At 74.8% G+C, this 14,935-nt stretch carries 9 protein-coding genes and 1 pseudogene; 9 read left to right on the plus strand and 1 reads right to left on the minus strand.

The genetic code is table 11. The annotated features are described in order from the left end of the window. The first annotated feature begins 20 nt into the window (after positions 1–20). From QMQ26_RS23850 to ftsY, 5 genes and pseudogenes are all read left to right on the plus strand, one after another. Positions 21–1,421 (plus strand): hypothetical protein, encoded by a 1,401-nt coding sequence (locus QMQ26_RS23850; protein WP_282202623.1) that lies wholly within the window; start codon positions 21–23, stop codon positions 1,419–1,421. Positions 1,422–1,616: 195 nt separating this feature from the next. Beyond that, on the plus strand, positions 1,617–1,910 hold the full coding sequence (locus QMQ26_RS23855) for an acylphosphatase (protein ID WP_282202624.1): 294 nt from the start codon (positions 1,617–1,619) through the stop codon (positions 1,908–1,910). 381 nt (positions 1,911–2,291) lie between these two features. Further along, a complete protein-coding gene (locus QMQ26_RS23860; protein WP_030458828.1) occupies positions 2,292–2,495 on the plus strand; it encodes a hypothetical protein in 204 nt (67 codons plus the stop codon). A 246-nt stretch (positions 2,496–2,741) separates the two neighbouring features. Beyond that, positions 2,742–6,346 (plus strand): annotated as a pseudogene (smc, locus tag QMQ26_RS23865) (chromosome segregation protein SMC); the annotation flags it as partial. 153 nt (positions 6,347–6,499) lie between these two features. Next, positions 6,500–7,771: a signal recognition particle-docking protein FtsY gene (gene ftsY, locus QMQ26_RS23870; protein WP_282202625.1), complete on the plus strand. Its 1,272-nt coding sequence runs from the start codon at positions 6,500–6,502 to the stop codon at positions 7,769–7,771. 105 nt (positions 7,772–7,876) lie between these two features. On the opposite strand, the gene QMQ26_RS23875 is transcribed toward ftsY, so the two are convergent. Next, the gene (locus QMQ26_RS23875) at positions 7,877–8,551 is read right to left on the minus strand and encodes a bifunctional DNA primase/polymerase (protein ID WP_282202626.1); all 675 of its coding nucleotides are present in this window, start codon (positions 8,549–8,551) and stop codon (positions 7,877–7,879) included. A gap of 440 nt (positions 8,552–8,991) precedes the next feature. On the opposite strand from QMQ26_RS23875, the gene nsdA reads away from it, so the two are divergent. From nsdA to QMQ26_RS23895, 4 genes are all read left to right on the plus strand, one after another. Next, entirely contained in the window at positions 8,992–10,449 is a 1,458-nt protein-coding gene (gene nsdA / locus QMQ26_RS23880; protein ID WP_282202627.1) for a transcriptional repressor NsdA, read from the plus strand. Between the two features lie 261 nt (positions 10,450–10,710). Then, on the plus strand, positions 10,711–12,036 hold the full coding sequence (locus QMQ26_RS23885; protein WP_100836210.1) for an ammonium transporter: 1,326 nt from the start codon (positions 10,711–10,713) through the stop codon (positions 12,034–12,036). Then, positions 12,033–12,371 carry a P-II family nitrogen regulator gene (locus QMQ26_RS23890; RefSeq protein WP_282202628.1) on the plus strand — a complete coding sequence of 113 codons (339 nt, stop codon included), beginning with the start codon at positions 12,033–12,035 and terminating at the stop codon, positions 12,369–12,371. Before QMQ26_RS23885 ends, QMQ26_RS23890 begins: the two co-directional genes overlap by 4 nt. 119 nt (positions 12,372–12,490) lie before the next feature. Then, a complete protein-coding gene (locus tag QMQ26_RS23895; RefSeq protein WP_282202629.1) occupies positions 12,491–14,923 on the plus strand; it encodes a [protein-PII] uridylyltransferase in 2,433 nt (810 codons plus the stop codon). The last annotated feature ends 12 nt before the right edge of the window (positions 14,924–14,935 follow it).

Genomic DNA, 14,935 nt, shown 5'->3' on the forward strand with positions numbered 1-14,935 from the left:
GGACCGGTACGGTCTGGAGTATGAGAACTGTGCTCCGCCGCTCCCGTGCCACCGGGCCCGCCGCCGTCCTGGCGGCGCTGCTCGGTCTGCTGATGGTGCTCGGGCTGTCCGCGCCCGCCTCGGCGTCCGGCCTGAACGACGCGGCCGACTCCATGAAGAAGGTCCAGGTCTACGTCGACCCGTCGATGAGCAGCCGGTTCTCCGAGGACCAGGCGGACCGGCTGGCGAAGAAGCTGAAGGACGCGGACAAGCCGATCTTCATCGCGGTGCTGCCGGCCAGCGACGCCTACCCGACGAAGAACCTGTTCGGCGACCTCCGCACCAAGGTCGGCATCGTCGGCGTCTACGGCATCTGGCGCGGCGACCAGTTCCAGGCCAACTCCGACGCCAAGGCGCTGAGCAAGGCCGCGACCGACCGGATCGCCGGCGCCGCGTTCCGCTCCAACCCCAAGGACATCGACGCCACCCTGACCGAGTTCGTCGACGGGGCGGCCAAGCAGACCAAGGGCGAGGGCCCGCAGCACAGCACCTCGATCGCCTGGGTCCTGATCCCGGTCCTGCTGATCGTGCTGCTCGGCGTCGGCGTCTTCCTGCTGTTCCGCCGCGCCAGGAAGCGCAAGGAGGAGCGGGCCCGGGCCGAACTCGCCCAGCTGCGCACCGTGGTGGACGAGGACATCACCGCGTTCGGCGAGGAGCTCGACCGGCTCGACTTCAGCCCCGGCGCGCCCGGCGCGGACGACGCCCAGCGCGCCGACTACACCAGCGCGCTGGACTCCTACGACCTGGCCAAGCGCACCATGGACGAGGCGAAGGGGCCCGAGGACGTCCGCCCGGTGACCGAGGCGCTGGAGCAGGGCCGGTTCGCGCTGGCCACCCTGGCCGCCCGCCGCGAGGGCCGCCCGCTGCCCGAGCGCCGCGTCCCGTGCTTCTTCGACCCGCGGCACGGCCCGTCCACCACCGACGTGACCTGGGCCCCGGAGGGCGGCGCCCCGCGCTCCGTCCCGGCCTGCGCCGACGACGCGGCCCGGATCTCGCTCGGCCAGGACCCGGCGGTGCGCACCGTGGAGACCGAGCACGGCCACCAGCCGTACTGGAACGCCGGCCCCGCCTACAGCCCCTGGGCGGGCGGCTACTTCGGCGGCGGCATGCTGCCCGGCCTGCTGGTCGGCACCATGCTCGGCTCGGCGCTCTCCACCCCGGGCTACGCCTACGCGGGCGGCCACGGCGACGGCGGCGGCTACGGCGGAGGGTACGACGACAACGGCGGCGCGGACGCCGGCGAGTACTCGGGCGCCGACTTCGACCCCTCCGACTTCGGCAACGACTTCGGCGACGGCGGCGGCGGCTTCGACGGTGGCGGGGACTTCGGTGGCGGCGGCGACTTCGGTGGCGGCGGCGACTTCGGGAGCTTCGGCGACTGACCCCGGTCGGCCCCGGCCCTGCGAACGGCCCCCGGCCCCCGTCCCGTCCCCGGACGGGGCGGGGGCCGGGGGCCGGGGGCGGCCGGCGGTGCTGTGTCGGTGGAGCGAGGGCCGCCGCAGGGGTGGGGAGGGTCGGTGGAAGGGGCGTGAAGCCCGTTCCGAGCGCCCCCGAAGTGCCCGACTATGGTCGGACACATGCAAGGTCACGACAGCCGCCGATCCGTCCGGGCCACCATCTGGGTGCGCGGGCGCGTCCAGCAGGTGGGGTTCCGCTGGTGGACCAGGGCCAGGGCCCTGGAGATCGGGCTGACGGGTTACACGAGCAACCTCGGGGACGGCCGCGTCCAGGTGGTCGCCGAGGGGTCGCGCGCCGACTGCGAGCGGCTGCTCGCCGCGCTGCGCGGGCCCGGAACGCCTGGTCAGGTCAGTGGGGTCACCGAGATCTGGACCGCCGTGGGCGACGGGTACCAGGGCTTCGCGATCCGATGAGCACACCGCAGTTGCCGGCGGGAGGAGAGCCCCCGGCAACTGCCGGTGTCACGGGGTTGCCTTCGGGGCGGACTCGTGGTTGACTCCGCAGACGTAGTGATCCACTAGCCCGGCCGATGGTGTGAGGTTCCCGCCATGCAGGTGACAGGGGCGCGGTAGCGTGCGGTGATCGTGTTGACCCGTACGGTCTTTGGTGAGACGCTGGAAACCCGCGCACAGGTTTGCGTTTAACCGGCGGGGCCCCGTCCGTGAGTGTGCCACTCACCAGCGGATGCCCCCGTAGTGCCCAGCCAGCACGTCCGGCGCGCAGGCGCGTGCGTATCCCTTCCCCCAAGACCTACCGTACACGGTTCGGTCACTCAGCGTGGAGGACCACACATCATGGCAAAGGCGCTTCTCGGGTACGTCGGCGGCCCCGACCCGCGAATGCTCTCCGAGATGCGACGGCTGCAGCAGCGCGTCCAGGACCTGGAGAACGAGCTGGTCAAGCTCCAGGCCGAGAACGACGCGCTGTCCGCCGTCGCCGACGAGCACTCGCTGCTCAGCAGCATCGACCTGGACCAGCGCGAGCCGGCCCTGACCTGATCGTTCGTGGTCCTCGCGATCGACGCAGTCGTGCACTGAGCTTCCCCCGCCAGGGGGCGGCAGCCTACAAGGGACGTCCGAGCGGGCGTCCCTTCGTCGTGCTCACGGCGGCTCTCTCGCTGGGAGAGTGCCCGACCCGCGACGTGCCCAAACCACCGCCTGAGGGCCCGGCGGCACCCCGGCCGGATACAGTCGCCAGCGGTGGGCCGCGGCCGCGGCCGGCGGCACGGCGAGGAGGACGGTCGGGTGCACCTGAAGAGCCTGACCCTGCGCGGGTTCAAGTCCTTCGCCTCGGCGACCACCCTGCGCTTCGAGCCCGGCATCACCTGCGTGGTCGGCCCCAACGGCTCCGGCAAGTCCAACGTCGTCGACGCGCTCTCCTGGGTGATGGGCGAACAGGGCGCCAAGTCGCTGCGCGGCGGCAAGATGGAGGACGTCATCTTCGCCGGCACCAGCGGACGCCCCCCGCTCGGCCGCGCCGAGGTCAGCCTCACCATCGACAACACCGACGGCGCCCTGCCGATCGACTACACCGAAGTCACCATCACCCGGACGATGTTCCGCAACGGCGGCAGCGAGTACGCGCTCAACGGCACCGTCTGCCGGCTGCTCGACATCCAGGAACTGCTCTCCGACTCCGGCATCGGCCGCGAGATGCACGTCATCGTCGGCCAGGGGCAGCTCGACTCCGTGCTGCACGCCGACCCGATGGGGCGGCGCGCCTTCATCGAGGAGGCGGCCGGCGTCCTCAAGCACCGCAAGCGCAAGGAGAAGGCGCTGCGGAAGCTCGACGCGATGCAGACCAACCTCAGCCGGGTCCAGGACCTGGTCGCCGAACTGCGCCGCCGGCTCGGCCCGCTGGGCCGCCAGGCGAAGATCGCCCGGCGCGCCGCCGGCATCCAGGCCGAACTGCGCGACGCCCGGCTGCGGCTGCTCGCCGACGACCTGCTCACCCTGCGCCGCGCCGTCGAGGCCGAGGTCGCCGACGAACGCGCGCTGGGCCTGCGCCGCACCACCGTCGAGCAGCAGCTCGCCGCCGCCCTCCAGCGCGAAGCCGTCCTGGAGGCCCAGGTCGAACAGCTCGGGCCCGCGCTGGAGGCCGCCCGGCAGACCTGGTACCGGCTCTCCTCGCTCGCCGAACGCACCCGCGGCACCATCGGACTCGCCGAGGCCCGGGTCCGCGCCGCCGCCACCGCCGGACAGCCGGAGGAGCGCCGCGGCCGCGACCCGGAGGACCTGGAGCGCGAGGCCGCCCGGGTCCGCGCGGAGGAGGCCGCCCTGGAAGCCGCCCTGGAACAGGCCCAGGACGCGCTGGCCGAGGCCGTCGAGGACCGCACCGGACTCGAACGCGCCCTCGCCGACGAGGAGTTGCGGCTCAAGGAAGCCGCCCGGACGATCGCCGACCGGCGCGAAGGACTCGCCCGGCTCCAGGGCCGGGCCGCCGCCGCCCGCTCCCGCGCCACCGCCGCCGGGGCCGAGGCCGAACGGCTCGCCACCGCCCGCGACGAGGCACTGCTGCGCGCCGCCGCCGCCCGGGAGGAGCACCGGCGGCTCCGCGAGCAGGACGAGGAGAGCACCGCGGGGGAGGAGCGCGGCGAGGAACTCCACCAGCTGGCCCGGGAGGCCCTCCGGGACGCCGAGCACGCGGTCTCGGCCGCCCGCGAAGCGCTCACCGCCGCCGAGCGGGAACGCGCCGCGCTCACCGCCCGGCACGACGCGCTCGCCCTCGGCCTACGCCGCAAGGACGGCAGCACCGCCCTGCTCGGCCGCCCCGGCGTACTCGGCCCCGCCGCCGAACTCCTCACCGTCGCCCCCGGGTTCGAACTCGCGGTGGCCGCCGCGCTCGGCCCCGCCGCCGAGGCCGTCGCCGTCCCCGACGCCGGGACCGCCACCGAGGCGCTGGCCTGGCTGCGCGCCGAGGACGGCGGCCGGGCCGCGCTGCTGATCGCCGACGCGGGCGCGGGAGCCGCCGGGGCCGACGCCGCCGCCGGGGCGACCGGAGCGGCCGGGCCGACACCGAGAACCTGCCCGAGGGCGCCCGCCGGGCCGGGGAACTGGTCGGCGGGCCGGACGCGGTGGCCGCCGCCGCCCGGCGGGTGCTGGCCCGCACCGCCGTGGTCGCGGACCTCGCCGCCGCCCGGCGGCTGACCGACCGCCACCCCGGCTGGAGCGCCGTCACCCGGGACGGCGACCTGCTCTCCGCCGCCCTCGCCCACGGCGGCTCGCCCGGCGCGCCCAGCCCGCTGGAGACCCGGGCCGCCGTCGCCGAGGCCGCCCGCGGCATCGCGGAGCTCGACACCCGCTGCGCCGGAGCGGCCGAGCAGCTAGCCGCCGCCCGCGAACGGCGCGCCGAACTTGCCGCCGAGGTCGAACGGTCGACCGCGCTGCGCCGCCAGGACGAGCGGCGCCGGGCCGACCGGGCCGGCGCCCTCGGCCGCTCCGGCGGCGCCGCCCGGGCCGCCGCGGACGAGGCCGACCGCGCCGCCACCGCCGCCGCCAAGGCCGACAGCGGCCTCGCCGAGGCCCGCGCCGCCGCCGAGGAGCTCGCCGAACGCCTCGCCGCCGCCGAGGAACTCGCCGACAGCGGCGAGGACGAACCCGACCCCGCCGAACGCGACCGGCTCGCCGCCTCCGCCTCCGCCGCCCGGCAGACCGAGACAGAGTCCCGGCTCGCCGTCCGCACCCACGAGGAGCGCGTCCGCGCCCTCGCCGGACGCGCCGACCAGCTCGACCGGGCCGCCCGCGCCGAACGCGAGGCCCGCGCCCGCGCCGCTGAACGCCGCGAACGCGCCCGCCGGGAAGCCGCCACCGCCACCGCCGTCGCCACCGGTGCCCGCCGACTGCTCGGCCGGATCGAGGAGACGCTCGCCGCCGCCGAGGCCGAACGCGCCGCCGTCGAGGCCGACCGCACCGCCCGCGAGGCCGAACTGCGGCAGTTCCGCGAGCACGGCCGCGCACTCCAGGCCGAACTCGACCGGCTGGTCGACGCCGGCCACCGCGACGAGGTGCTGCGCGCCGAGAAGCGGCTGCGGATCGAACAGCTGGAGGCCCGGGCGCTGGAGGAGTTCGGCATCGAGGCCGGCGACCTGCTGGCCGGCTACGGCCCCGACCAGCCCGTCCCCGCCCCGCCGCCCGAGGACGGCCGGGAAGCCGACGAACCCGGCGCGTTCGGCGAGCCGGCCGAGCCCGGCCCGCCCGTCCGCTACGTCCGCGCCGAGGTCGAGCGGCGGCTCAGGGTCGCCGAACGCGCCCACCAGCAGCTCGGCAAGGTCAACCCGCTCGCGCTGGAGGAGTTCGCCGCCCTGGAGGCCAGGCACCGCTTCCTCGGCGAACAGCTCGACGACCTGCGCAAGAGCCGCCGCGACCTGATGGACATCGTCCGCGACGTCGACGCCCGGGTCGAGCAGCTGTTCACCGCCGCGTACCGCGACACCGCCGCCCAGTTCGAGGGCGTCTTCGCCCGGCTGTTCCCCGGCGGCGAGGGCCGGCTGCTGCTCACCGACCCGGACAACATGCTCACCACCGGCGTCGAGGTCGAGGCCCGCCCGCCCGGCAAGAAGGTCAGGCGGCTCTCGCTGCTCTCCGGCGGCGAGCGCTCGCTCACCGCCGTCGCCCTGCTGGTGTCGATCTTCAAGGCCCGGCCCAGCCCGTTCTACGTCATGGACGAGGTCGAGGCCGCGCTCGACGAGACCAACCTGCGGCGGCTGGTCGGGATCATGGAGGAGCTGCGGGAGAGCTCCCAGCTGATCGTCATCACCCACCAGAAGCTCACCATGGAGTCCGCCGACGCCCTGTACGGCGTCACCATGAAGGGCGACGGCATCTCCCAGGTGATCAGCCAGCGGCTGCGGGTACCCGAACCGGGGAAGCAGGCACGGCCGCCGCGGCAGGCGGAGCCGACGGAGCAGCCGCGGCAGCCGCAGCAGGCCGAGCAGGGGCACAGGACAGCGCTGGAACCCGCGGAACCGGGCCCGGCATAGGCGCTACGTGATACTGGACGGGTTATGGAATACGTGATCCTTGCCGTTGTCATTGCGGTGGTCGCCATCGGCGCGATCACCGGACTCGTCGTCTCCGGCAAACGACGCAGAGAACTGGACCGGCCGAGCCAGCCGCCGACCATCACCGCGCCCGCGAAGACGGACCCGGCGACGACCGCGACCGCTCCGGCCAAGCCCGCGGAAGGGGCCGCCGAGCCCACCGCGCCGCCCACCGCCTCCGGCGCCACCCGGGCCCCGGAGGCCCCGGGAGCCCCGGCCGGGGAACCGGCCACCGGAGAGCCCGCCGTCGAGGCGCCGACCGCGGGGGAGCCGACCGCCGAGGAGGCCGAGGCCGCACCCGCGATCGAGGTGCCCGAGCCCACCGCCGGGCGCCTGGTCCGGCTGCGCTCCCGGCTCTCCCGCTCGCAGTCCACCCTCGGCAAGGGCCTGCTCACCCTGCTCTCCCGGGACCGCCTGGACGAGGACACCTGGGAGGAGATCGAGGACACCCTCCTCACCGCCGACGTCGGCGTCGCCGCCACCCAGGAACTGGTCGACAACCTGCGGACCCGGGTCAAGGTGCTCGGCACCCGCACCCCTGACGAACTGCGCACCCTGCTCCGCGAGGAGCTCGTCCAGCTGATCGGCACCGAAGCCGACCGCACCGTCCGCTCGGTCAAGCACGAGGAGGGCCCGGCCGTCGTCCTGGTGGTCGGCGTCAACGGCGTCGGCAAGACCACCACCACCGGCAAGCTCGCCCGGGTCCTGGTCGCCGACGGCCGCAAGGTCGTGCTCGGCGCCGCCGACACCTTCCGCGCCGCCGCCGCCGACCAGCTCCAGACCTGGGGCGAGCGGGTCGGCGCGCACACCGTGCGCGGTCCCGAGGGCGGCGACCCGGCGTCGGTCGCCTTCGACGCGGTCAAGCAGGGCATCGCCGACGGCGTCGACACCGTCCTGATCGACACCGCGGGCCGGCTGCACACCAAGACCGGCCTGATGGACGAGCTCGGCAAGGTCAAGCGGGTCGTCGAGAAGCACGGCCCGGTGGACGAGGTGCTGCTGGTGCTGGACGCCACCACCGGGCAGAACGGCCTGGTCCAGGCCCGGGTGTTCGCGGAGGTGGTCGACATCACCGGCATCGTGCTCACCAAGCTGGACGGCACCGCGAAGGGCGGCATCGTCATCTCGGTCCAGCGCGAGCTGGGCGTGCCGGTCAAGCTCATCGGCCTCGGCGAGGGCGCGGACGACCTCGCGCCGTTCGAGCCGGGGGCGTTCGTGGACGCGCTGCTCGGCTAGGACGCGTCCGGACGGCTGCCGAAGGGGCGGCTCCGGGAAGGAACTCCCTTCCCGGAGCCGCCCCTTCGCTCATTCGCTCCCGCGCCCCCGTGGCCCGCGCGGCCGTCAGCCGGCGAACTCCGCCGTGCGGGCGCGGGTGCGGTGGCAGGCGTAGGCCAGGGTGCCGAGCAGCAGGCGGGCCTCGGGCGGGGCGCCGTCGGCGGCGGGGCGGCGCAGCCAGCGCATCGGGCCGAGCGGGCCGAGCGGGGTGGGCGGGGCGGCCAGGTAGGAGCCGAGGCCGTGGCAGGCGAGGTCGAGCGAGGCGTCGTCCCAGCCCATCCGGTAGAGCAGCTCGGGCAGGCGCTCGGCGGTGCCGGGGGCGACGAAGAACAGCAGCCGGCCGGCCGGGGAGGCCAGCACCGGGCCGACCTGGGTGCCCATCCGTTCGAGCCGGACCAGGGCCTGGAGGCCGGGCTGGGCCGGGACGTCCAGCACGTCGAACTGGTGGCCGGTCGGGAGCAGCAGCGGGGCGTCGGCCGGACATCGGACGGCCAGCTCGGCGGCCGTCGCGCCGGGGGCGATCGCGGGCCCGACCAGGTGGTGCAGGTGGGGCGCGGCGCAGCGCGGGACGCCGCAGCCGCAGGCCGTCGGGGCGGTCGCGGGGTGCGGGGCCGGGCTGCCGGCCGCCAGCGTCCAGCCCCAGCGCCCGGAGTACTCGGCGGCGGCCTGCAGCGCGGCGGGCCGGGTGCGGCGACGGGCGCCGAGGGGGGTGAGCCGCAGGGTGCCGAAGAGCTTGTCCATGCCACCCCCAACCGGTTCCGGTCGCCGCTGGTTACGGGACGGTGACGGCGCGTCGTCCGATGGGCGCGTGGTGCGTGGTGCACCGGAGGCGTGCGCGGACCGGCGCACACCGATTCGGGTGGCGCGGGCGAGCAGGCGCCTTGCACCAGCGCTGCGGATGCCGGATCGTCGTTGCCGCACGCGTGCCTCCGTCAAGTCCGGGCATGTGCCGGGGTCATGCCGAGCTGACTCCCAGTGAAGCGCGGTACCCGGCCCGGTAGTTCACTCGTGGGGGTGGCGAAAGGTGGCGTTTTTCCGGCGTTGCTCCCCCGGATGGCGCAGGGGCGCTACGTTCGGGATACGGAACGCAGCCGACCGGTCACGCGGACGGCGGTGCAGGCGATGGACACGAGTCAGGGCGAAGCGGGGCCCCGGGTTCGGGGCGGGATGGGGACGTTCCCATGGGTGAGAAGCAGCCGAACGAGAAGCTGGGCTCCTGGTTCGCGCGCAGCGGCTGGTCGAAGGGCGAGCTGGCGCGTCAAGTGAACCGCAGGGCGCGGCAGATCGGCGCCCACCACGTCTCCACCGACACTTCGCGGGTGCGCCGGTGGCTGGACGGGGAGCAGCCGCGGGAGCCGATCCCGAAGATCATGTCCGAGCTGTTCTCGGAGCGCTTCGGCTCGGTGGTCTCGGTCGAGGACCTCGGCCTGCGCGCGGTGGTCCAGGTGACCACCGTCGGCAGCGGGGTGGACCTCCCGTGGAGCCCGCAGCAGACCGTGCAGGCGATCAGCGAGTACTCGCGCAGCGACCTGATACCCAACCGGCGCGGCTTCCTCGGCACGTCGCTGGCGCTGACGGCCGGCGCGGCGCTGATCGAGCCGATGCAGCGCTGGCTGACGCCCGGTCCGAACGGCGCCCCCACCCCGATCCTGGCGGCGGCCAACGGCGGCGAGCACTTCTCCGGGCGGCTGTCCGAGCCGGAGATGCAGCTGCTGGAGCAGACCACCGAGATGTTCCGGAAGTGGGACGCGCAGAACGGCGGCGGCCTGCGCCGCAAGGCGGTGGTCGGCCAACTCCACGAGGTCACCGACCTGTTGCAGGAGACCTACCCCGAGGCGACCACCAAGCGGCTGTTCCGGATCACCGCCGAGCTGGCCCACCTGGCGGGCTTCATGTCGTACGACGTGGGCATGCACCCGAGCGCGCAGAAGTACTACGTGCTGGCGCTGCACGCGGCCAAGGAGGCCGGGGACCGCCCGTTCGGGGCGCACGTGCTGACCGACATGAGCCGGCAGATGATCCACCTGAACCGCGGCGAGGACGCGCTGGAGCTGATCCACCTCGCCCAGTACGGCAGCCGGGACACCGCCACCGCCCGCCAGCAGTCGCTGCTGTACGCGATGGAGGCGCGGGCGTACTCCACCATCGGCGAGGTCAACCGGTGCGCCCGGGCGGTGCGGCTGTCGGAGGACACCTTCAGCGACATCCGGGAGACCAACGAGGCGGCGCCGAGCTGGCTCAGGTTCTTCTCGTACGCCGAGCTGTGCGCGGAGAACGGCCACTCCTACCGGGACCTGGCGTACACCTCGGACCGCGGGCCGGCGATGGCCAAGGCCGCCGAGCCGCTGATCACCGAGGCGGTCGACCGGTTCCGGGAGGACGGCGACCACGTCCGCACCTACGCGTTCAACCTGGTCGGGATGGCCTCGGTGCGGCTGCTGCAGAGCGAGCCGGAGGAGGCCGCGAAGTACTGCGAGGAGGCGGTCGACATCGCCAAGAAGGTGCGCTCCGAGCGGCTGAACACCCGGGTCCGCAAGACCTCCGAGGCGGCCAGCCGGGACTTCCGCGGCGCCCCCGGGGTGGACCGGCTGGCCGAGCGGGTGGTGCACGACATCCCGGAGTTCGTCGCGGTGGTCTGATCCGCTCCGCCCCCGCCGCCCGCGGCCGTCCGCCCCCCGTCCGGACGGCCGCCGACATATAGCACGCGCTGTCCAGTACGCGTCACCTGCCGTGGTTCACCTTCCCGTAACGGGCGCGTCAACCGCGTCACTGCGGCGAAACACCGAGCCGCATCGGCCGAAACCCGCCTTCGGCACTCTCCTCTCATCGCCGACACGCCGGGATGGGCACGGGACAGGTAATCCCGGTCGTGGTGCGGCTCTCATTCGGAGGAGACGCCGATGCCGGACGGCTTCAGCGCGGGCGATACCGCCTTTGTGTTCATCTGTGCGGCCCTGGTCATGTTGATGACCCCGGGCCTGGCCTTCTTCTACGGAGGCATGGTCAGGGTCAAGAGCACCCTCAACATGCTGGTGATGAGCTTCATCTCACTGGCGATCGTCTCGGTGCTCTGGGTCCTGTACGGCTACTCGCTGGCCTTCGCGCCGGACGCCGGGGCCGGTCTGATCGGCAACCTCGACTTCCTGGGGATGCGCGGCATCGACCTGAACGCCCTGACCGGGACGATCCCGGTGACCGGGTTCGCGGCCTTCCAGCTGATGTTCGCGATCATCACCCCGGCCCTGATCAGCGGCGCGATCGCGGACCGGGCGAAGTTCACCGCCTGGAGCCTGTTCGTGGCGCTCTGGGTGACCGTGGTGTACTTCCCGGTCGCGCACTGGGTGTTCTTCTTCGACGGCGGCAACGGCGGCTGGCTCGGCGACCGCAACGGCGTGATCGACTTCGCCGGCGGCACCGCGGTGCACATCAACGCCGGTGCGGCCGGCCTGGCCCTGGCCCTGGTGCTGGGCAAGCGGATCGGCTTCAAGAAGGACCCGATGCGTCCGCACAACCTGCCGCTGGTGATGCTCGGCTCCGGCCTGCTGTGGTTCGGCTGGTTCGGCTTCAACGCCGGCTCCGCGCTGGCCGCCAACGGCGTGGCGGGCATGGCCTTCGTCAACACCCAGGTCGCCACCGCCGCCGCGATCCTCGGCTGGCTGGCCTACGAGAAGGTCAAGCACGGCGCGTTCACCACCCTCGGCGCCGCCTCCGGCGCGGTGGCCGGCCTGGTTGCCATCACCCCGGCCTGCGGCTCGGTCTCCCCGCTCGGCGCGATCGCGATCGGCCTGATCGCCGGCGTGCTGTGCGCCGCGGCGATCAGCCTGAAGTACAAGTTCGGCTTCGACGACTCGCTCGACGTGGTCGGCGTCCACCTGGTCGGCGGCATCGTCGGCTCGCTGCTGATCGGCTTCTTCGCCACCGGCCACGTCGGCCAGACCGCCTCCGGCCTGTTCTACGGCGGCGGCCTGGACCAGCTCGGCAAGCAGGTGCTCGGCGTGGTCGCCGTCCTGGTCTACTCGTTCGTGCTCTCCTGGCTGCTGGGCATGCTGATCCAGAAGACCATCGGCTTCCGGGTCGCCGAGGAGGTCGAGGTCTCCGGCATCGACCAGGCCGAACACGCCGAGTCCGCCTACGACTTCACCGCCGTCGGCGCCAGCCTGGTGCGCACCGCCCCGGCCGCCCCCGCGACCGCCCCCGCCGAGAAGACCGAGGTCGACGCCCGATGAAGCTCATCACCGCCGTCATCAAGCCGCACCGCCTGGACGAGGTCAAGGACGCCCTGCAGGCCTTCGGGGTGCACGGCCTGACCGTCACCGAGGCCAGCGGGTACGGCCGGCAGCGCGGCCACACCGAGGTCTACCGCGGCGCCGAGTACACCGTCGACCTGGTCCCGAAGGTCCGGATCGAGATACTGGTCGAGGACGAGGACGCCGAGCAGTTGATCGACGTGGTCGTCAAGGCCGCCCGCACCGGGAAGATCGGCGACGGCAAGGTCTGGTCGGTCCCGGTCGAGACCACCGTCCGGGTCCGCACCGGCGAACGCGGCCCCGACGCCCTCTGACCCCCGCCCGCCCTTCCTCCGATCCACTCTGATCCACCGCTGAAACCCTCCTGGCGGACCTGCCCCCGTGGCAGGTCCGCCGAAGGCGTATCCGGCACCCGCACGCACCGGGAGCAGACGTGAGCAGCACCGACCCCGCCGAGTACGGCTACCCCGCCGAGCGCGCCCGCCTGCTGGCCGACCCCGACACCACCGGCCCGCGCCGGCGCGCCGCCCTGGCCCGGCTCACCGACGACTGGCTGGCCGCCCTCTACCGGGCCGCCGGCGCCCCCGCCCGCACCGCGCTGGTCGCCGTCGGCGGCTACGGCCGGGCCGAACTCTCCCCGCGCAGCGACCTGGACCTGCTGCTGCTGCACGAGGGCCCGCTCGCCGCCGACCTGGCCGAACGGATCTGGTACCCGGTCTGGGACAGCGGCGTCGCCCTCGACCACGCCGTCCGCACCCCCGGCGAGGCCCGCAAGGTCGCCGCCGAGGACCTCAAGGCCCAGCTCGGCCTGCTCGACGCCCGCCACCTGGCCGGCGACCCGCAGCTCACCGCGGACCTGCGCTCCGCCGTCCTGGCCGACTGGCGCGCCGCCGCCCCCGAACGGCTCCCCGAGCTCCAGGAGCTCGGCCGGGCCCGGGCCGAGCGCCACGGCGAGCTGTCCTTCCTGCTCGAACCCGACCTCAAGGAGGCCCGCGGCGGCCTGCGCGACCTGGTCGCGCTGAACGCGGTCGCCGCGACCTGGCTCGCCGACGCCCCCCGCGACGGCCTGGACGCCGCCGCCCGCACCCTGGCCGACGTCCGCGACGCGCTGCACCTGACCACCGGGCGGGCCACCGAACGGCTCTCCCTCCAGGACCAGGACCAGGTCGCCGAACGACTCGGCGTGCTCGACGCCGACACCCTGCTGCGGCAGGTCTACCAGGCGGCCCGCACCGTCGCGTACGCCTCCGACGTCACCTGGCGCTCGGTCGACCGGGTGCTGGCCGAGCGCCACCGCCCGGCCCGCCGCGCCGCCCGGTTCGGCTTCCCGTTCAACGGCGCCCGGCGGGCCCCGATCGGCCCCGACGCGCCCGAGCGCCGCCCGCTCGCCGAGGGCGTGGTCGAGCAGGACGGCGAGGCGGTGCTGGCCCACGCCGCCCGGCCGGCCGCCGACCCGGTGCTGCCGCTGCGGGCCGCCGCCGCGGCCGCCCAGGCCGGGCTCACCGTCGGCTACGCCACCGTCCGGCGGCTGGCCGCCGAGACCGGGCCGCTGCCGGTGCCCTGGCCCGACGAGGCCCGTGCCCAGCTGGTCACCCTGCTCGGCGCGGGCGAAGCCTGCCTGCCGGTCTGGGAGGCGCTGGAGGCCGAGGGGCTGATCAGCCGGATGCTGCCGGACTGGGAGCGGGTCCGCTGCCGCCCGCAGCGCAACGCCGTGCACCGCTGGACCGTCGACCGGCACCTGATCGAGACCGCCGTCCGGGCCGCCGCGATGACCCGCCGCACCGCCCGCCCCGACCTGCTGCTGGTCGCCGCCCTGCTGCACGACCTCGGCAAGGGCTGGCCCGGCGACCACTCCGAGGCCGGCGAGGTGATCGTCCGCGACGTCGCCGTCCGGATGGGCTTCGACCGGCAGGACACCGACACCCTCGCGCTGCTGGTGCGCCACCACCTCACGCTGGTCGACACCGCCACCCGCCGCGACCCCGACGACCCCGCCACCGCCGACCTGATCGCCAAGACCGTCGGCACCCAGACCCACCTGGAACTGCTGCACGCCCTCACCGAGGCCGACGCCACCGCCACCGGCCCGGCCGCCTGGTCGAGCTGGCGCGCCTCGCTGGTCGCCACGCTGGTCGAGCGCACCGCCGCCCGGCTGGCCGGTGACACCAGCCCGCCCGCCGCCGACCCCGAGGTCACCGCCGACCAGGAGCGCCTGGCCGTCGAGGCCGCCCGCACCGGCGGGCCCGCGCTCACCCTGGCCGCCCACCCCGAACCGGCGGGGGAGCAGGGCACCGAGCCGATGGGCGTCGAACTCACCCTGGCCATCCCCGACCGCCCCGGCCTGCTCGGCACCGTCGCCGGGGTGCTCGCCGTGCACCGCCTCGCCGTCCGCAAGGCCGGGCTGCGCGAACTCGACCCGGTCGGCGCCGGGCCCGTCCTGCTGCTGTCCTGGACGGTCGCCGCCGAGTACGGCGACCTGCCCGAGGCCGCCCGGCTCCGGGCCGACCTGCGCCGCGCCCTGGACGGCTCGCTCGACGTCGCCCGCAAGCTCGCCGAACGCGACGCCGCCGCGCCGCGCCGCCGCGGCATCAGCACCCCGCCGCCGGTGGTCACCGTCGCCCCGCACACCGCCTCGCGGTCCGCCACCGTGCTGGAGGTCCGCGCGCACGACGCCCCCGGCCTGCTGCACCGGATCGGCCGGGCGCTGGACGTGGCCGGCGTGCGGGTGCGCACCGCGCACGTCTCCACCCTCGGCGCGGAGGCCGTCGACGCCTTCTACCTCACCTCGCCGGACGGCCGGCCGCTGGAGCGGGAGCGCGCGCAGGAGGTCGCGCGGGTGGTCAGGGCCGCCCTGGGGACCCCCTGACCCGCGGTTCGC

It is taken from the genome of Kitasatospora fiedleri, assembly GCF_948472415.1.
Classification (GTDB): Bacteria; Actinomycetota; Actinomycetes; order Streptomycetales; family Streptomycetaceae; genus Kitasatospora; species Kitasatospora fiedleri.

Coding starts and splice junctions, on each gene's coding strand:
- QMQ26_RS23890 (WP_282202628.1), top strand. CDS start 12,033: ATGAAGCTCATCACCGCCGTCATCAAGCCGCACCGCCTGGACGAGGTC.
- QMQ26_RS23875 (WP_282202626.1), bottom strand. CDS start 8,551: ATGGACAAGCTCTTCGGCACCCTGCGGCTCACCCCCCTCGGCGCCCGT.
- ftsY (WP_282202625.1), top strand. CDS start 6,500: ATGGAATACGTGATCCTTGCCGTTGTCATTGCGGTGGTCGCCATCGGC.
- QMQ26_RS23885 (WP_100836210.1), top strand. CDS start 10,711: ATGCCGGACGGCTTCAGCGCGGGCGATACCGCCTTTGTGTTCATCTGT.
- QMQ26_RS23860 (WP_030458828.1), top strand. CDS start 2,292: ATGGCAAAGGCGCTTCTCGGGTACGTCGGCGGCCCCGACCCGCGAATG.
- QMQ26_RS23855 (WP_282202624.1), top strand. CDS start 1,617: ATGCAAGGTCACGACAGCCGCCGATCCGTCCGGGCCACCATCTGGGTG.
- QMQ26_RS23850 (WP_282202623.1), top strand. CDS start 21: ATGAGAACTGTGCTCCGCCGCTCCCGTGCCACCGGGCCCGCCGCCGTC.
- nsdA (WP_282202627.1), top strand. CDS start 8,992: ATGGGTGAGAAGCAGCCGAACGAGAAGCTGGGCTCCTGGTTCGCGCGC.